This window comes from Cupriavidus sp. 22TCCZM04-2, from assembly GCF_057798895.1.
Genome location: NZ_JBYOJS010000012.1, coordinates 30,233 through 47,868, shown reverse-complemented (window position 1 = coordinate 47,868; position 17,636 = coordinate 30,233). Strand labels below are relative to the sequence as shown.

19 protein-coding genes are annotated in these 17,636 nt (G+C 67.2%); 9 read left to right on the top strand and 10 right to left on the bottom strand.

What is annotated here, in order from left to right:
- The first annotated feature begins 8 nt into the window (after nt 1-8).
- The gene (locus AC3FKG_RS18240; protein ID WP_488743786.1) at nt 9-1,019 is read left to right on the top strand and encodes a Bug family tripartite tricarboxylate transporter substrate binding protein; all 1,011 of its coding nucleotides are present in this window, start codon (nt 9-11) and stop codon (nt 1,017-1,019) included.
- An 11-nt stretch (nt 1,020-1,030) separates the two neighbouring features.
- Here the strand turns inward: AC3FKG_RS18240 and mdtD are convergent, their stop codons facing one another.
- Nucleotides 1,031-2,434, bottom strand: a complete 1,404-nt coding sequence (mdtD, locus tag AC3FKG_RS18235; RefSeq protein ID WP_488743785.1) for a multidrug transporter subunit MdtD — start codon at nt 2,432-2,434, stop codon at nt 1,031-1,033.
- 159 nt (nt 2,435-2,593) lie between these two features.
- Between mdtD and AC3FKG_RS18230 the strand changes: the two genes are divergently transcribed.
- Entirely contained in the window at nt 2,594-3,460 is an 867-nt protein-coding gene (locus AC3FKG_RS18230) for a LysR family transcriptional regulator (RefSeq protein ID WP_488743784.1), read from the top strand.
- On the opposite strand, the gene AC3FKG_RS18225 is transcribed toward AC3FKG_RS18230, so the two are convergent.
- On the bottom strand, nt 3,457-4,563 hold the full coding sequence (locus tag AC3FKG_RS18225) for an AGE family epimerase/isomerase (RefSeq protein ID WP_483714191.1): 1,107 nt from the start codon (nt 4,561-4,563) through the stop codon (nt 3,457-3,459). The genes AC3FKG_RS18230 and AC3FKG_RS18225 overlap by 4 nt on opposite strands.
- A 173-nt stretch (nt 4,564-4,736) precedes the next feature.
- Between AC3FKG_RS18225 and AC3FKG_RS18220 the strand changes: the two genes are divergently transcribed.
- The 3 genes from AC3FKG_RS18220 (at nt 4,737) to AC3FKG_RS18210 (ending at nt 5,763) form a co-directional block, all read left to right on the top strand.
- Complete coding sequence (locus AC3FKG_RS18220; RefSeq protein WP_483714190.1) at nt 4,737-4,985, top strand: hypothetical protein; 249 nt, start codon at nt 4,737-4,739, stop codon at nt 4,983-4,985.
- Nucleotides 4,986-5,202: 217 nt separating this feature from the next.
- Nucleotides 5,203-5,478, top strand: coding sequence for a hypothetical protein (locus AC3FKG_RS18215; protein ID WP_483714189.1), 276 nt, complete (start codon nt 5,203-5,205; stop codon nt 5,476-5,478).
- A gap of 12 nt (nt 5,479-5,490) precedes the next feature.
- Nucleotides 5,491-5,763: a hypothetical protein gene (locus tag AC3FKG_RS18210; RefSeq protein ID WP_483714188.1), complete on the top strand. Its 273-nt coding sequence runs from the start codon at nt 5,491-5,493 to the stop codon at nt 5,761-5,763.
- Nucleotides 5,764-5,771: 8 nt separating this feature from the next.
- On the opposite strand, the gene AC3FKG_RS18205 is transcribed toward AC3FKG_RS18210, so the two are convergent.
- On the bottom strand, nt 5,772-7,406 hold the full coding sequence (locus tag AC3FKG_RS18205; protein WP_488743783.1) for an acyl-CoA synthetase: 1,635 nt from the start codon (nt 7,404-7,406) through the stop codon (nt 5,772-5,774).
- 202 nt (nt 7,407-7,608) lie between these two features.
- Here AC3FKG_RS18205 and AC3FKG_RS18200 point away from each other — a divergent pair, with 202 nt between their 5' ends.
- Both AC3FKG_RS18200 and AC3FKG_RS18195 read left to right on the top strand, forming a co-directional pair.
- Nucleotides 7,609-8,307, top strand: a complete 699-nt coding sequence (locus tag AC3FKG_RS18200; protein ID WP_483714186.1) for a Crp/Fnr family transcriptional regulator — start codon at nt 7,609-7,611, stop codon at nt 8,305-8,307.
- Between the two features lie 86 nt (nt 8,308-8,393).
- Nucleotides 8,394-9,065 carry an AraC family transcriptional regulator gene (locus AC3FKG_RS18195; RefSeq protein WP_488743782.1) on the top strand — a complete coding sequence of 224 codons (672 nt, stop codon included), beginning with the start codon at nt 8,394-8,396 and terminating at the stop codon, nt 9,063-9,065.
- A gap of 27 nt (nt 9,066-9,092) precedes the next feature.
- Here AC3FKG_RS18195 and AC3FKG_RS18190 read toward each other — a convergent pair whose 3' ends face one another.
- The 7 genes from AC3FKG_RS18190 to AC3FKG_RS18160 all read right to left on the bottom strand — a co-directional run bounded on the left by AC3FKG_RS18190 (nt 9,093) and on the right by AC3FKG_RS18160 (nt 15,336).
- Nucleotides 9,093-9,530, bottom strand: a complete 438-nt coding sequence (locus AC3FKG_RS18190; RefSeq protein ID WP_483714184.1) for an EamA family transporter — start codon at nt 9,528-9,530, stop codon at nt 9,093-9,095.
- A gap of 123 nt (nt 9,531-9,653) precedes the next feature.
- Nucleotides 9,654-10,949, bottom strand: coding sequence for an MFS transporter (locus tag AC3FKG_RS18185; RefSeq protein WP_488743781.1), 1,296 nt, complete (start codon nt 10,947-10,949; stop codon nt 9,654-9,656).
- 393 nt (nt 10,950-11,342) lie between these two features.
- The gene (locus AC3FKG_RS18180) at nt 11,343-11,510 is read right to left on the bottom strand and encodes a hypothetical protein (protein ID WP_483714181.1); all 168 of its coding nucleotides are present in this window, start codon (nt 11,508-11,510) and stop codon (nt 11,343-11,345) included.
- Between the two features lie 193 nt (nt 11,511-11,703).
- On the bottom strand, nt 11,704-12,183 hold the full coding sequence (locus tag AC3FKG_RS18175) for a DUF2501 domain-containing protein (RefSeq protein WP_483714180.1): 480 nt from the start codon (nt 12,181-12,183) through the stop codon (nt 11,704-11,706).
- Nucleotides 12,184-12,276: 93 nt separating this feature from the next.
- Complete coding sequence (locus AC3FKG_RS18170; RefSeq protein ID WP_488743780.1) at nt 12,277-12,699, bottom strand: VOC family protein; 423 nt, start codon at nt 12,697-12,699, stop codon at nt 12,277-12,279.
- 40 nt (nt 12,700-12,739) lie between these two features.
- Nucleotides 12,740-13,855, bottom strand: coding sequence for an NADH:flavin oxidoreductase/NADH oxidase (locus AC3FKG_RS18165; protein ID WP_483714178.1), 1,116 nt, complete (start codon nt 13,853-13,855; stop codon nt 12,740-12,742).
- A 140-nt stretch (nt 13,856-13,995) separates the two neighbouring features.
- Nucleotides 13,996-15,336, bottom strand: a complete 1,341-nt coding sequence (locus AC3FKG_RS18160; RefSeq protein ID WP_488743779.1) for an MFS transporter — start codon at nt 15,334-15,336, stop codon at nt 13,996-13,998.
- Nucleotides 15,337-15,606: 270 nt separating this feature from the next.
- Between AC3FKG_RS18160 and AC3FKG_RS18155 the strand changes: the two genes are divergently transcribed.
- Both AC3FKG_RS18155 and AC3FKG_RS18150 read left to right on the top strand, forming a co-directional pair.
- A complete protein-coding gene (locus AC3FKG_RS18155; protein ID WP_488743778.1) occupies nt 15,607-16,203 on the top strand; it encodes a TetR/AcrR family transcriptional regulator in 597 nt (198 codons plus the stop codon).
- Nucleotides 16,204-16,315: 112 nt separating this feature from the next.
- Nucleotides 16,316-17,626 carry an MFS transporter gene (locus tag AC3FKG_RS18150; RefSeq protein WP_488743777.1) on the top strand — a complete coding sequence of 437 codons (1,311 nt, stop codon included), beginning with the start codon at nt 16,316-16,318 and terminating at the stop codon, nt 17,624-17,626.
- Nucleotides 17,627-17,636 lie beyond the last annotated feature (10 nt).

The window sequence follows — 17,636 nt, the reverse complement described above, 5'->3', positions numbered from 1 at the left end:
GGACAACCATGCATTCGCTCAACCGCCGCCGCTTTCTCCAATACGCAGGATTCGCCGCAGGCAGCACCGCGCTCGGCGGCCTGCCTGCGTTCGCGGCCGACAGCTTTCCGACCAAGCCGCTCTCGCTCGTGGTGCCCTACCCGGCCGGGGGCGCCAGCGACACGTCCGCACGCATCTTCGGTGAATCGATCAGCAAGAGCGTCAAGCAGCAGGTGCTGGTCGAGAACTACGGCGGCGGCACCGGACTGATCGGGGCCAACAAGGTACTGGCCGCGCCGGCCGATGGCTACACCTTCTTCCATGGCTCGATCAACGAGGTCTTCCTGGCCCCGCTGCTCAACCCGGCCGCACGCTACAAGCCGCAGGACTTCATGCTGGCCGCGCCAATCAGCGACGCCAACATCGTGCTGATGGTCCGCAACGGCATCCCCGCCGATACGCTCGACAAGTTCATCGACTACGCGAAGCAGAACAAGGGCAAGCCGCTGACCTACGCGACCGTCGGCATCGACTCCATCTACCACCTGATGGGCGATGCGCTGGGCGCTCGCCTGGGCCTGAGCTTCCTGCACGTGCCGTACAAGGGTGCCGCGCCGGCACTGCAAGGACTGGCAGGCGGCGAAGTGGACTTTGCGATCCTGCCCTACCAGTCGAGCTTCGACGCCATGCAGCAGCAAGGCCGCTTGAAGGTGCTGACCAGCTTCTCCAAGACGCTGCCCACATCGCTGAAGCACATTGCGCCGATTTCCCAAAGCCGGACGGTACCTGACTTCGAATACATGATCAGCGGCGGCTACTTCGTCAAGCAAGGCACGCCCGCCGATCGCGTGACGGTGCTGCGCAAGGCTATCGGCGAAGCGTTGAGCAAGCCTGAACTACGCGCCAAGCTGGAGGCGGAGGGACGCACCGTGGTCCGGCCCGTTGACACCCAGCAGCAGGCGAACCAGTTCTTCGACCAGTACCAGGCGCGTGTCACGCAGCTGATCCGCAACGTGGGACGCAAGACCAACGCGGCCTGATTGCGGCGCATTCATGGCGTGCGCGCGGCAGCGCGTGCCGCACGCCTTCCCTTGCCGAGTTCCGCCACATCGAGCCGCCGGAACACCAGCGCCGACAGCAGCGTGATCGTGCCCACCACGACAAAGGCCAACCGGAAGGCCGGACCGGCCTCCCCGAACTGCGCGCTGAACATCGTCACCAGTCCGCCGCCCACGGTCACGCCCAGGCCGATGGCCAGCATCTGCACCATCGAAAACAGGCTGTTGCCGCTTCCTGCATCCTCTACGCTCAGGCCCTTGAGCGTCACACTGTTCATCGCCGCGAACTGCATCGAGTTGGTCGCGCCGAACAGCGCGAGCTGAGCAATGGACAGCGCCAGCGGCCAACCCGGCGACATCGCCCCGAACGATGCGATCGACGCCCCCACCAGCGCCGTGTTTACCAGCAAGAACTTCTCATAGCCGAAGCGCGTCACCAGCGGCACGATCCAGCGCTTGGACAGCGTCCCCGCCAGCGCGGCCGGCAGCAGCATCAGGCCGGCGTGGAACGGCGAGTAGCCAAGCTGCATTTGCATCAGCAGCGGCAGCAGGAACGGCACCGCGCCGGAACCGATGCGGCAGACGAGATTGCCAGCCAGCCCCACGCTGAAATTCGGCTCGCGGAACAGCGCCAGCCGGAACAGTGGCGCGCGGCTGCGGCGCGCATGGGGGATATACAGCAGCGCGGCGGCCACGCTGAGCGCGGCAAGCCCCGCGTTCCAGCCAGCGTGGCTCGCCTGCGCATCCAGGGCGAGCGAGAACGCCACCATGCACAGCGACAGCAGTCCGCAGCCAATCCGGTCGAACGGCGGCGCGCCGGCCGTGTCGCCCCCGGGCAGGTAGCGGCGTACGGCCAGCAGGCCGACCACGCCGACCGGCACATTGATCAGGAAGATCCAGTGCCAGGAGACGTGCTGTACCAGCCAGCCACCCAGCACGGGCCCGAAGATCGGGCCCACCTGTCCGGCGATCGAGACGAAGGCCAGCGCGGCGATGTACTGCTCGCCCGATACATTGCGCAGCACGGCGAGCCGGCCGATTGGCAGCAGCATGGAGCCGCCGATGCCCTGCACCACGCGCGCGATCACCAGTTGCGGCAACGTCTGCGCGCCGGCGCAGAACAACGACCCCAGCACGAAGATCAGGATGGCGCTGAAGTAGACCCGCCGCGTGCCGAAGCGGTCCGCCAACCAGCCGGACGCCGGCGTGAGCATGGCCATGGTAAGCGTGTAGGCCACCACCACCGGTTGCAGGTCCAGCGGCTTGCGCCCGAGGCTGTGCGCCATCGACGGCAATGCGGTATTGACGATGGTGGTATCGAGCGTCTGCATGAAGAAACCCGCAGCGACGATCCACAACATGGCCTTGAGAGAGGGAGTAGTGGAAGCTTGGCTCATGGGGGGGGCGAGGCATGTGCTTGGCACGGCGTGCAGGCGGGAGACGATCCGCAAGGCCTTGGCAGCCGTGTCATGGAATCGATCATAGCTACCGCCAGCCAATCGGGAACCCTGCCAGATATACTGACTGCCATCGTATTCTCCGATGACAACATTCCCATGCTCAACCCTGTCTGGATCCAGACCTTCGCCACGGTGGCGGCCTCGCGCAGTTTCTCCGAGGCCGGCCGGCAGCTGGACCTGTCGCAGTCGAGCGTCAGCGACCATATCCGGCGGCTGGAGCAAAGCGTCGGGCGCCGCCTGTTTATCCGCGATACGCACTCGCTGTCGATGACGCCCGACGGCGAAGCCCTGCTCGTGCATGCGCGGCTGATCCTGGAGGCGATTGCACGCGCGGAGTCGCAGTTCACCGCGCCCCGGTTGCGCGGCCGTGTCCGGCTCGGAACTTCGGAGGACCTGGCGCAGGGGCCGCTGTCGGGCGTGCTGTCGGCATTCCGCAATACGCATCCCGACGTGGAGATGGAAATCACCATCGCCATGACCAGCAAGCTGTACGAACTGATGGATGCCGGCGCGCTCGATCTGATGCTCGGCAAGCGCCGCCAGGGCGACCGCCGCGGCGTACCGCTGTTTCGCGGCTCGCTGGAGTGGCTCGCACGCCCCGGGACCCTGGTGGACCTGTCCCAGCCATTGCCGCTGATCCTGGTGCACGAACCGAGCGTGACGCGCTCGGTCGTGCTCGATACCCTGGCCAAGGCGGGCTGCCAGTGGCAGGTGGTCTGCAGTAGCAGCAGCCATTCCGGGTGCCTTGCCGCTGCCCGCGGTGGCCTCGGGCTGACGGTACGCTCGCGCTATCTCTACGGCGAAGGCGTGGCGCCGCCGCTCAATTGGGAGCGCCTGCCGACGCTGCCCGAGGTGGAGTTCATTTCGTTGTCGGCACGCCGGCTGAGCCAGCCGGCCGAGACCTTGCTGCGGCTGCTGCAGAAGAGCGATTTGCGCGCCGCCAGCCGCCGCATTGCCGGCTAGCGCTGCGCCAGTTCGTCCAGCGCCTCGTATGCCGTAGCGAGGTGGTACGGCGACGTGGACGGCATTTCGGCCCGCACCACTTCGCCGGACGGGGCCAGGCATTCGTGCCAGCCGCTCGCGTGCAGGAAACGGCTACGGTACTGGCGCAACTGGGCCTCCAGCGTCGCCAGGGATTCTGGTGTCCCATCCACGGCCAGTGCGCGAGCGAACTCCGTCTGCGCCCAGATGCGCTCGGTGCCATCGAGCAGGCTGCCATCGGCATTCAGCGCGGCGCTGACGCCCAGCGTGCCGGGGATTACGCCATGCGCCTGCGCGAAAACGAAGGCGCGCTGCAGCGAAGCGCCAAGCGGCGCGCCCTCGAACAGCGCAGGGTTGCCCGCGACCAGTGAAAACCACTCGAACTGATGGCCGGGCTCGATGCGATTGCCCGCCGTCTCCTGCGGCAGCTCGGCGATGCAACCGCTGGCCGGATCCACGAACCGGCCCTGCACGGCCGCGGCGATCTCGCGCAGACGCACGGCATACCACTGGTCGCCGGTAGCCTCCAGCGCCGCAAGGTAGGCCTCGGTCAAATGCATGATGGGGTTCTGCTGCACGCCCGCGCCCTTGTCCTTGTAAAACTCCGATAGCGCCGCGTGGTACAGCCCGAAACCGTCGGCAAAGCGTTGTTCGACCAGCTCGCGCGTTTCCTGCAGGATGGCCAACGCGTCCTCGTTGCCGCCGCAGGCGTAGTAGTGCGCGCACGCGAAGATCACGAAGGCATGCGTATAAAGGTCGCGCGTCGGGTCCAGCGGCATGCCTGCCGCATCGACGCTGTAGATCCAGCCGCCGTCGCCGGTGCTGAAGTAGGCCTGCAGCGAACCGAACAGCGTATCGGCGTGGTCGAGCTGGCCCGCGGCCGAAAACACATAGATCTGGCGCGCGCAGGCCATGGCCCGGTAACGCACCGGCGGCAGGGCATCGCCGCTGGCGCCATCCAGCGCTTCATAGGGCAGCAGCAGGTCGGCGTTCCAGCCTTTGCCGGTCCAGTGCGGCAGGATGGCGGTGTCATAGTGTGCGCGCAGCGACGCAACCAGTTCGGCAAGTTGAGGCGAGATGGGCATGCGGGTCCGGAGAAGCGGGCGCCACCCGGCGCCCCGGAGCAGACGATACTGGAAACCGCGCGGCGGCGGAAGATGCACGGCGCTGCACGAGGCCCCTCCAGGAAGCCCGTCCACGCTGGTATTGGGCGCGCGCAATTGCTAGCATCTAGGCGTCGCCGTCATCGGAGACCGTCATGTCGACCGCGCCCCTCACCCTCGCCGACAGCCACCGCACCCTCGTGCTCCATGTCCTGGAAGATCCGCCCGGCTTGTACACCTGGCGCATCGTGATGGAAGAGCACTGCGGCGCGGCGGATGCTGACTGCACCATCGAAGCCACTTCGGCTTACCACTCCGAAGCCGAAGCGGAAGCCGCCTGCTGGGCGGCAGGCAATTACATGCTCGACGGGCCACGCGCCGCCGGAGAAGTGCGGCCGTCGTGACCTGTGGCGTCCGGCAACTTTTCTCCGCCGGGCGCATCGCCTAATCTGAAATCGTTGGCAGTGGCAACGTGGAGGCATTTTTTCTCCACGTTCCTCCGGCCACCCCGATCCTGCGGGGCTCATGCCATTGCCCGAAATATTCCTGGCCTTTACTACCGCGTTTGCCGGCCCCCGTGCACCTAAGATGCGCCCGACGGCAGCGCCGCAGGAGTCCGCTATGGAAAAGCCGGTCGTCAGTCCGCAGCGCTTTGTCGAGTTGATGAACGAGCGCCTGTCCAGGCACCCTCTGTTCCGGGAGGGTATGCACGTCTACGCAATCCCGCAGCACACCGACCATCCGCGCAGCCTGGTCTGCGTGGGGCCCCGCGGCACCGCGGGCGTCTGCGCCACGATCGAGAATATCGTGCGCGGCGAATGCGAGGTGTTCCCCGATATCTCGCAGGAGTGGCACAGGCCTGGCGCCGTGCCGCAGCAGGCAGCGAGCTTGCGCTGAATTCCAGCAGCCATGCCGAGCGGATCACACGAGCATAGCGACAGCTATCGTGGCTACCGCATCCATATCGTAGCCTTGCGCTACGGGGGCCAGCACGATGGCTGGTGGACGCTGCGCGCGCGCATCTGGCAGCACGGCCACGCCCTGCCCTTCGTGGACCCGGACGCTGGCGTGCGCTTTGCCTGCGCCGCCGACGCCAGCCGCGCGGGGCTGGCGTGGGGCCGCGAGGTCATCGATCGGCTGATTGCCGGCCGGCAGGCCGCCGAAGAGGCCGCCTTCTCCTGACCGCCGTGTCAGACGTCGATCGCGGCATCCGACTTGACCTTGCGGCGCAATTCGAACTTCTGGATCTTGCCTGTCGAGGTCTTGGGCAGCGGACCGAAGTACACCGCCTTGGGCACCTTGAAGCCCGCCAGCAGCGTGCGGCAATGCGCCATCAGTTCGTCGGCGGTTGCGCTGGCGCCCTCCTTCAACTCCACGAACGCGCAAGGCGTCTCGCCCCACTTCGCATCGGGCTGCGCGACCACTGCCACGGCCAGCACGGCCGGATGACGATAGAGCGCATCTTCCACCTCGACGCTGGAAATGTTTTCCCCGCCCGAGATGATGATGTCCTTGCTGCGATCCTTGATCTTGATGTAGCCGTCCGGCATGCATACGCCGAGATCCCCGGTGTGGAACCAGCCGCCCGCGAACGCCTCGCGCGTGGCCTTCTCGTTCTTGAGGTAGCCTTTCATGCAAATGTTGCCGCGGAACATGATCTCGCCGATGGTCTCGCCATCGGCCGGCACCGGCTGCATCGAATCCGGATCGAGCACCGCCACGCCGGACTGCAGGTGGTAGCGCACGCCCTGCCGGGCCTTCTTCACGGCACGCTCTTCCTGCGAAAGGCTGCTCCAGTCGTCCTGCTCCGCGCATACCGCGGCCGGGCCGTACACCTCGGTCAGGCCATACACATGGGTCAGCGCGAAGCCCATCGCTTCCATCTGCGCCAGCACCGCGGCAGGCGGCGGTGCGCCGGCCACCATGCCGCGCACGGGACCGCGCAGGCCTTCGCGCCACGACGGCGGCGCATTGACGAGTGCGGTGTGCACGATCGGCGCAGCGCAGTAGTGCGTCACGCCCTCCTCGCGCATCAGGTCGAATACCAGGCGCGGCTCGAACTTGCGCAGGCAGACGTTGAGGCCCGCGCGCGCGGCCACGGTCCACGGGAAGCACCAGCCGTTGCAGTGGAACATCGGCAGCGTCCACAGGTAGACCGGGTGCTTGGGCAGGTCCCACTCGAGGATGTTCGAGATCGCGTTCATGGCCGCGCCGCGGTGGTGGTACACCACGCCCTTGGGGTCGCCGGTCGTGCCCGAGGTGTAGTTCAGCGCAATGGCGTCCCACTCGTCGGCCGGCATCGTCCATGCGTAATCCGGATCGCCGGAGGCGAGGAAGGACTCGTAATCGGTATCGCCAAAGCGCTCGGCCTGTGGCCCCAGCGCGTCTTCCACGGCGATGACCTTCAAACCCGGGATTTCCAGCGACACCTGCCGGGCCAGGTCGGCGAACTCCGTATCGGCCAGCAGGACGCGTGCCTCGCCATGGCGCAGCATGAACACCAGGTTGGCGGCGTCGAGGCGGATATTCAGGGCGTTCAGCACGGCACCCGCCATCGGTACGCCAAAGTGCGCTTCGACCATGGCCGGCGTATTGGGCAGCAGCGCCGCCACGGTATCGCCCTTGCCGACACCGGCGCGCGCCAGCGCACTGGCCAGGCGCCGCGCGCGTGCGTAGGTGTCGCGCCAGTTCTGGCGTACCGGGCCGTGCACGATGGCCAGCCTGTCGCCATACACCTCGGCCGCGCGGACCAGGAAATCGATCGGGGTAATCGGCACGAAATTGGCCGCGTTGCGGCCCAGGCCGCTGTCGAAATCTGTGGGCATTGCTTGTGTCTCCGCTGAACTCTTCTGTACCGGGGCGCTGTTACTTTTTCGTGCACAAGGCTATCATCGCACACGCCCGGGGTCTGTCATCCGGATGACAAATCGCCCGGAAACCCGCGCCAGGCAAGGCTTACAGGATTCTTACACGGCCCGGGCCATGGTCACGCAAGGCCTCCTTTCCTGACTGCCCAACCCGCCTTCGATGACCGCATCCGACTGTTCCCCGCCCACCTCGCCACTGGCGGGCCATGCCTGGTTCCATGCCCTTGCACCGGAGCATCAGGCCCTGGCCGCGCGCAGCACGATACTGCAGGAATTCGCCGCCGGCGCCCTGATCGCCCGGCGCGGGGAACCGTCGCGCGACTGGATCGGCGTCGACAGCGGGTTGATCAAGCTGGCCGTGTACACGCCGGACGGCCGTGGCTGCACGTTTTCCGGCGTGCCCGCGGGGGGCTGGTGCGGCGAAGGCAGCGTGATCAAGCGCGAGCTGCGCCGCTATGACGTGATCGCCATCCGCGATTCGCGCGTGCTGCTGGTGCCCGAGCCCGTGTTCAACACCTTGCTCGCCCAGAGCCTGCCATTCTCGAGTTTCGTGGTCACGCAGCTCAACGAGCGCATGGGGCAGTTCATTGCCACCGTGCAGAACGACCGCCTGCTCAGCGCCGATGCGCGCGTGGCCCAGGCCATCGCGCAGCTTTTCCATCCGTCCCTGTATCCGCGCACCAGTCCCGTGCTGGAACTGTCGCAGGAGGAAATCGGGCTGCTGACCGGCCTGTCGCGCCAGCGGGTCAACCAGGCGTTGCGGCGGCTGGCCAACGAGGGCCTGGTGCACCTGGCGTACCAGACCATTCGCGTGACCGACCTGCCACGGCTGCGTCACTTCGGGCTGTCCGAACTGTAAGCGGGCGATCGGGCGGCATGCGCCGACAGTTGCGCGGCCCGTCGAATGCTGCGACAGTAACCGGCTGCGCTCCAGCCACTGCCCGCATGCCCATTGTCAGCCGCAACCCCGTCCGCATTACCCGCCTGCGCTTTCCGTTCGCCGTGCGCGTGGAAACCCAGCAGGGCGCGGCGCGGCTGCGCGACGCCAATGCACGGCGCGACGTGCGGCCTGGCGATCCCTTTGTGGTACCTGCGTTTGCATATTTCGACTGCGAGTTGCAATCCCCCCCGGGCCAGGCATGCGCCATGACGTTCGAGGCCGTGCCCGATGCGGTCTGCCCGCGCATGAATGCGATCCATCATGACAAGCACTGGTCCCGCGCGCTTGCTCGGCTGGTATTCGAACAGCCGGCCGTCAACTGGAACGCCGCGCGGCTCGGCGAAGACTGGCAAGTCGCACAGCGGCTGGTCCGTGCGCGCCTGTTTGCCGAAGGCGAAGCGCTGCATCCGCTAGTGCGCGAGCAGCGCGCGGCGCGGGCGTTCTACCTGCTGGCGCTGTCCGAGGCCAGGCCTGACCCCACGCCCCCCCGGCTCGATTTGCTTGCCACCCAGTCGGGCCTGCGCTCCGCCGCGGCATTCGCGAACGCGTGCGCCAATCTGTTTGGCGTGGAGCTGGCGCAATTGCTGCCCGGCAAGTCCGACCACCGGCGTCCCGACGCCTCCGCCTGGCCCGGCTGGCCGGTTCCCGCTGCGGCCTGGCTTCGCACAAACGGTTGAAGGGCCTTCGCCGTTGCGCAGGCGCGGTTATCGCCGCAGGCTGAGCACGATCACGCCGGCGGCGACCAGGCCGATGCCGAGCCATTCACGCGGGGCAGGCCGTTCGCCCAGGAACAGCACCGCGAACAGTGCCACCAGCACCAGGCTGAACTTGTCGACGGGGGCCACCTTGGAGGCATCGCCAATCTTCAGCGCACGGAAGTAGCAGACCCAGGAGGCGCCGGTCGCCAGGCCCGACAGCGTGAGGAAGATCCAGTTCCGGGCCGAGAACGTCGACGGGTCCATCCACTTGCCGGTAGCCGCCACGAACGCGGCCAGCACCACGAAGATGATGACCACGCGCACCAGCGTGGCCATGTCGGAATCGATGCCGGACAAGCCTACCTTGGCGAAGATCGCGGTCAGGGCCGCGAACACCGCGGACAGCGCGGCCCAGGCGAACCAGCTCGATGCGGCAGGCATCATCGTGAATTGCTCCGGAGATTAGCGGGCGCCACGGCCCGGCGGAGCCTGAAGTATATCGGCGCGGCGTCGGCGCCCGCGAGCCCTGGCATAGGGGCCGACGTCCGCGCGGCGCCTCTTCCAACACTATGCGTGCGCCGGATGCGCGGCCGCAGCCGCGGTCGCATGCTGCTGCAAGCCGGCCATCCGCAGCTTCGAGCGCTCCGGGTTGATCATGGCCGCACCGGCAAAGCCGCCCACGATCATCAGTACGCCGCACACCGCGAAGCCCGTCTCGTAGCCATGCGCGCCGGTGGCGTTCTGCACCAGGTAGCCCGTCACCAGCGGCGCCAGGATGCCGGCGATCGACGAGATCGAAGCGTCGATCGACAGCAGCGCGCCGCGCTGTGCCGGCGGGCAGACCTCGGCCAGCATCGCCGGGCCCAGCGAATAGATCGACGGCGCCAGCGCGCAGCTTGCCGCCAGCAGCGCCACGCGCTGCCAGGTGAGCAGGCCGGGCGACAACAGCGCGGCCAGGCAGACCCCGGCGCCCACGAGCATCAGCGCGGCCAGGCGGCCTCTGGCGATGCGCGACGGTATGCCTCGGTGCAGCATGCGCTGCGACCACCATGCCACGCCGAGCGTCACCGGCATGTTCACCGCGATGATCACCGCGAACAACCGGCCCGAGGTGGCATGATCGAAGCCAAGTCCGCGCTGCAGGTAAGCGGCGAACCACGTCAGCGACAGCGCCAGGCTCCAGTACGCGACAAAGCGCAGCAGGAAGCAGCCCAGCACCGTGGCGTCGCCCAGCAAGGCGCGGTAAGGCGCGCGCGGATGGCCCGCGGTGTCGGCCGAAGGCTGGTCGACCTTGCCCTCGCCGCCGAACAATAGCCACAGCACGGTCCAGGCGGCGCCCAGCGCGGCCAGCACGTAGAAGTTGGCGCGCCAGCCCCAATGCGCCGTGACGTAAGGGATGGTGATGCCGGCCAGGATCAGGCCGGTGGCGCCGCCTTGCGTAAAGAAGGCCACGGGCAGCGTGCGGCGATCATCGGGAAACCACTTGTAGGCCGCGTGAATGGCAATGGCCGTGGACGGTCCCTCGGCAATGCCCAGCAGCACGCGCGCGGCGATCAGCACCGCCAGGCTCGACGACCACGCCAGTGGCAGCTGGAACACCGACCAGGCGATGGCCATCAGCAATAGCAGCACGGTGCAGGACACGCGGTTGGCCACAAAGCCGCCTGCCACGCCGGCCACGGCGAACAGCCAGAAGAAGCTGCTGGCGACCACCCCGAACTGGGTCGGCGTCAGGCCCAGTTCGTCCATCATCGGGCCGGCAAGGAGGCCGACGCTGATCTTGTCCAGGAAATTGACCACGACGAACAGGAACAGCAGCACGGTAACGACCCATGCCCGGCCCCGTTGATAGGTTGCACTCATTCGCTCTTGTCTCCGATTTCTTGTCCATGGACCCGGGCCAAAGCGCGGGTGTCGGAAAAATTCTGGACAGGGTCCGGTGAGGGTTACTCGTCGTATCCGACGATTTGCCGGGCGGATCGGGGAATGCCTGAGGGCGCGGAGAGCGAATTTGCTAGCGGGGGCGCGGTGGTTCTGGGTGAGGCAAGTGAATTATTGCGAAGCGTGCATGGGTGCGGGACTACGCGCTGATGGCGATTGTTCTGTGGGGTTCCCGCGATGATGGCTGGCAGCGCCGCCGTTGATGAAGTCAGCAGAAAGGCTCGTCGCATGGCGGCTGCCATCGACGAGGCGCTCCCTGATGCTGGGCGATCAGCGATCCATGCCGGCCGCCCACTGCGAACGCGCTGCGCGGACTTATCCCGCGGCGTGCATCGGCGATATGGAATACGCGAGGACCAGCACAGCGACGATGGCCGGGGATCCCAGCCGAAGCGCAGTGCTCCGTGTGAGTACGCCAAGATAGACGTACAAGCACACCAGCACCATCGCGGTCAGGTACAAGAGGCCGTCATAGACTTGCATGGATGTCTCCCGTAGGGTCTTGCCCCGGATGTTTTTATGGGTCTACATCGTGCTGCCGCCAGGCTGCTTCTTGGGGGACGCCCTGGCGCAATGCCTTGCTGTCTGTTGCGGTCCATGATTGCCACTTCAAAGCCAAGTGGCAATCATGGAAATCCCTGCGAAATAAGGTAAATCGTTGGTGCGATGCGCAAAATCACAGGAACGACTTGCCCTGCGAAAGTATCTTCTCGCATACCTGTTCGGTGGCCTTCGCCTTCAGGCCACTGCCGCTGATGTCCAGTGTCTTGCCGTGGCCGTCCTGGAGAATGCCTCTCGTGCCGTTGCCATAGCCGCTATCGGTCGAGGCCTTGGACGGCCCGCCAAGCTTGTCCATCAGCTTGTCCTTGACCGAATCCGCCCCGCCCGCGCCCAGGTAGTTGTTCTTGATGCAGAAGTCGAGCAGCCCGGTAACGTTGCCCAGACTACCCGAGGAAAGCGATTGCAGCGAAAGGCCGCTCCCCAGTCCGCCCAGTGCGCCGGCCGCGCTTTCCGCGCCGCCGCCACCCATGGGGTTCTTGAGCACGTCACCCAACTGCGCGTGCGAGGCCGGGGCCAGGCCGATAAGCACAGCCCCCGCCAGAGCCGCCTCGGCGAGTCGGCGCGCCCGCCCGAGCGATGTCTTGCCAGCCTTCATGGTGCCTTCCCTCCGTCTATGCCCCGCGTAGGATCCGCTACCACTATAGTGCGCGCACCGGTCTTGCGCCGTGCCCCGCACTTTCGCCCGCGATCAGTCTGCCGGCAGCATCTGCGGGTTCCACGCGATCTCCCAGAGATGGCCGTCCGGGTCCGCGAAATAGCCGGCGTAGCCGCCCCAGAAGGTCGCCTGCGCCGGCTTGACGATGGTGGCGCCGGCTGCTGCTGCCTGCAGCATCACCGCGTCGGCCTCGCCCTGGCTGCCAACGTTGTGCGCCAGGGAAGCGCCCGCCGCAGCTCGGACGGACAGCGGCAGGCCGGTGTCGTGGGCGAGGCTCGCGCGTGGCCAGATGGCCAGCTTGAGGCCGGGCTGCAGGTCGAAGAAAGCCACCGCGCCATGCTCGAACTGCGTGCCGATAATGCCCTCGGTCGGCAGGCCCAGCCCGTCGCGATAGAAGCGCAGCGAGCGCTCCAGGTCATCGACGCCGAGCGTAATCAGAGTGACACGGGGTTTCATGGGGCCTCCTCTTCCTATTTCGGCTTCGAATGGAGATGGCTCAGCGCTGGCCGAAGCTTGCGTCCGAAAACAGGTCTTTCAGTTCACGTGGCTGCGAGCGCCAGTACTGCTTGGGCGCCGCCACGCTCGCGCCCAGCCTGGCGGCGGCATGCCACGGCCAGCGCGGGTCGTACAGCATCGCGCGGGCCAGCGACACCGCATCGGCCTCGTTGCCGTTGATGATGGCCTCGGCTTGCTCGGGTTCCGTGATCAGGCCCACGGCGATGGTGGGCAGGCCCACCTCGGCCTTCACGCGCTGGGCGTAGGGCACCTGGTAGCCCGGCCCCAGCTTGATCGCCTGCGCTGGCGACACGCCACCTGTGGTGACATGGATGGCCGCACAGCCGCGCGTCTTGAGCACCTTCGACAGCGCCACCGTACCGTCGATATCCCAGCCGCCCGGCACCCAGTCCGTGGCGGATATGCGCATCCACACGGGAACGTCCGCGGGCACGGCCGCACGCACGGCGTCAAAGACCTCGATCGGGAAACGCATGCGGTTTTCCAGGCTGCCGCCGTACGCGTCATCGCGATGATTGGCCAGCGGCGACAGGAACTGGTGCAAGAGGTAGCCGTGCGCCCCATGGATCTCGATGCCCTGGATGCCGAGCCGCACCGCACGCACCGCGGCCGCGACGAAATCATCGCGCACCTTGACCATGCCCGCGCGGTCCAGCGCGGTCGGCGGCACTTCGTCCTGCGCATGTGGCACGGACGACGGCGCCACGGTTTGCCACCCCTCGGGCGCGTCGGGCCGGACCTGCTTGCCGCCCTCCCACGGCCGCTGGCTCGACGCCTTGCGCCCGGCGTGCGCGAGCTGGATCGCCACGGCAATGGGCGAGTGCGCGCGCACGGCTCCCAGTACGCGCCCCAGCGCTGCCTCGTTGCCGTCATCGTAGAGGCCCAGGTCCCCCGCGGTGATACGGCCTTCCGGCGATACCGCCGTGGCTTCGAGGATCAGCATCCCCGCGCCGGACACGGCCAGTGAGCCGAGGTGAATCATGTGCCAGTCGCCGGCATTGCCGTCCTGCGCCGAGTACTGGCACATCGGCGCAATGATGATGCGGTTGGACAGGCTCAGCTTGCCGATATCGAGAGGATCGAACAGATGGCTCATGGGGATACCTTGTCTTGCGGATCTGCGCACGACGCGTGGTCGCGCCGCGTGAAGAGGATGCCTGCAGTGGAATGGGTGATTCTAGGCCGACGGCGACTTTGCCGCTTGCCGCCGCCGTTCAGGGCTTGCAGCTCAGCCAGTCAATGCTTGACCGCGGGCATCGCCAGCCGCAGGCCGCTGGCAATGGCCGCGACGCCTGCAAACCCGGCGCCCAGCGCCAGGGCGAGTCCCGGCCCATGGTCGCCCGCAAGGCCGAAGCTGAGCGCCACAAGCGCAGCGCCCGTGGACTGGCCCAGCAGCCGTGCGGTCGCGATCACGCCGCTGGCGCCACCGCTGCGCTCACGCGGGGCGCTGGCCATCAGTGCCTTGAGGTTCGGCGACTGGAAGAAGCCGAAGCCCGCGCCGCAGATGCACATGCGGAGGCCGATCTCCAGCGAACTCGGATTGGCCGGCATCAAGGCCAGCGACGCCATGCCCGCGCTCATCACGGCAAGCCCGACGGCGCCCAGCAGACCCGGCGGATAGCGATCGGAAAGCCGGCCGGCAATCGGGGCCATCAGCGCCACCACCACGGACCACGGCGTCAGCAGGAATCCGGTTTCCACCTGGCCGCGCCCGAGCACGTGCTGGAAATAGAACGGCAACGAAACAAAGGCCAGCCCCTGCGCCGCAAACGAACAGATCGCGGTCAGCGTCGACAGCGCGAACATCGGCCGGCGGAACAGGTCGACCGGCAGCATCGGTGCGGGGTGGCCGCGCTCGCGCCACAGCAGCAGGCCGAACGCCACGACAAAGATCGCCGCCGCGGCCAGCGACTCCGCCAGCGGCGCACGCTGGGCGCCCTCGCCCAGCGCGAAGATCAGCGCGGCGAATGCCACCACGTTCAGCAGCGCGGCCACGCGGTCGAACCCGTGCCGGCTGCGCGGCGTCTGCGGCAGCGCGCCACGCGCGATACCAAGCGCCAGCAGGCCGATCGGAAGATTGACGGCAAACAGCCACGGCCACGTGCCGAAGGACAGGATCACCGAAGCCACGGTCGGCCCGAGCGCGAATGACACCCCGACCACGAGCGCATTCAGCCCGACCCCTCGGCCCAGCCGCTGGATCGGGAAGATCGCGCTGATCAGCGCGGTATTGACGCTCATGATCGCGCTGGCCCCGATGCCCTGCAGCACACGCGCCGCCGCCAGCGATGGCAGCGACCAAGCCAGTGCGCAGACCACGGAGGCCGCAATGAACAGCGTCACGCCGCCGATATAGACGCGCCGGTGCCCGAGAATGCCGCCCAGCGCCGCGAACGGCAGCAGCGTGGCCACCATCGCGAGCTGGTAGGCGTTGATGACCCAGACCGATGCCGCGGGCGTCGCGTTCAGGTCCGCGGCAATGGAAGGCAGCGCGGTATTGGCAATCGCCGTGTCCAGCGTGGCCAGCGCCACGGCGATCATGATGGCCGCCATGCCGCGGCGCTCGCGAGCAGTCATGGCAGGCGAGCCCATGGCGGCTGGCGCCGGGGTTGAGGCAGTTTGGAGAGGAGCGGGACTGGACACGGCGCGAGTCGGGTTGCGGCCGGGCTCTGCCCGGCACGGATCAACCGAGACAATACGGGAAATCCCTTCAACGCGCTGAAGACGGCTTCATATGTATGCACATTTCGAGCCACTCACATCGACTTAAATTACCATCAACATTTATTGAACAAATTATGACCATCATCTAAACTGCGTCAAACATCAATTTTCGAGGGTCTTCAGATGGCGCGCGCATCACGGGAACAGGTCGACAAGAATCGGGAGGCCATTGAACAGGCGTCGGCGCGGCTGTTCCGCGAACGGGGGCTCAATGGGGTCAGCGTGGCCGAACTGATGGCGGGCGCGGGGCTGACGCATGGCGGCTTCTATGGGCATTTCGCATCGAAGGACGCCCTCGCGGCGCAAGCTTGCAAACGCGCGTTCGAGGAATCGGCCGCGCGCTGGGAACGCCGGATCGAGCGTGCCGCCGGCGACCCGCAAACCATTCTGGCCAGCCTGATCGAGCCGTACCTGACGCAGGCCCATTGCGCCGATCCCGGCCACGGCTGCGCGGCCGCGGCGCTGGCCAGCGACGTGGCAAGGGAGCCGGCGGACAAGCCGGTACGGCGGGCTTACCTGGAGGGATTCCGCTCCCTGGTCAAGGACATGGAATCGACCGTGGCCAGCGACAACGCGGACACGCGCCGCCAGGAAGCGCTGATTCGCATGGCCATGCTGGTCGGTGCGGTCACGCTGGCGCGCGCCGTGAAAGGCGACACCCTGTCGGACAACATCCTGGATGCCGTCCGTCAACGGCTGCTCGGGCCGTCCTCCAGCTAACCGCCAGCCCTTCCGGAACGACCCGAATCACCGTTCTCCGCGCCCCCGCCAGAACGCCGATGGGCCGAGGCACCCCGGGCGCCGGCAAGCGCCCCTGACAGAGAGAAACCCCATGTTCGCCCAGGCAATTTCCAGCCGGCTCGACCGGCGCGGCATCCACTATGCGTGGCTCATCGCCGCCGTCACCTTCCTTGTCATGTTGACCACGTCCGCCGCGCTTGGCTTGCCCGGTGCCTTCCTCAAGCCGCTGACGCGCGAAATGGGATGGAACACGGACCAGATTTCATCGATCCTGGCCTTCCGTTTCGCGCTGTTCGGATTGATGGCCCCATTCTCGGCGATCCTGATGGAGCGCTTTGGCGTGCGCAACGTAGTCTGCGCAGCGCTGGCGCTGATTGCCGGCGGCATGGCGCTGGCCACCGTCGTCACACAATTGTGGCAGTTGTTCCTGGCATGGGGCGTGATGCTCGGCATCGGCTCCGGCATGACCGCGCTGGTGCTGGCGGCCGTCGTGGCCAATCGCTGGTTCAGCGCGCGGCGCGGTCTGGTGATCGGCCTGCTCACGGCCAGCTCGGCAACCGGCCAGCTCGCGTTCCTGCCGGCCGCCGCCTGGCTGATCGAACACATGGGCTGGCGCGTGGCCGTGCTGCCGGTGCTGGTTGGCTGCGCGGTACTGGCCGTGCTGGTGTCCGCGCTCATGCGCAACCGCCCCGCCGACGTCGGTCTGGCCGCATTCGGGGAGGTGCCCGCCGCGGTCGCCGTTGCCCCTGCCGCACCGCCCGCCCCGCTCACGCTGCGCGGCCCCTTCGTCGTGCTGCGCGAGGCCATGCGCAACCAGGCGTTCTGGGTGCTGGCCGGCACCTTCTTCATCTGCGGCCTGTCCACCAACGGGTTGATCCAGACCCACTTCATCGCGCTCTGCGGAGACTTCGGCATGGGCCCCGTGCCGGCCGCCTCGGCGCTGGCCATGATGGGCGCGTTCGACTTTGTCGGCACCATCCTGTCCGGCTGGCTGTCGGACCGCTATGACAGCCGCAAGCTGCTGTTCTGGTACTACGGGCTGCGCGGCCTGTCACTGCTCTGGCTGCCGCATTCAACCTTCACGCTGTACGGCCTGTCGATCTTCGCGATGTTCTACGGACTGGACTGGATCGCCACCGTACCGCCCACGGTCAAGCTGGCCGCCACCGCTTTCGGCCGCGACCGTGCGCCGATGGTTTTCGGCTGGATCTTTGCCGCCCACCAGATCGGCGCGGCCACCGCGGCGTTCGGCGCGGGCCTGAGCCGTACCCTGCTGCTGACCTATACGCCGGCGCTGTATGCCGCGGGCGCAGCGTGCTTCGTCGCGGCGCTGCTGGCACTGTTCGCCAGGCGTGCCGCGACATCAGGCAATGCGGCCGCGCCGCAAGCCGCTAACGGCTGAGCGCGGCGCG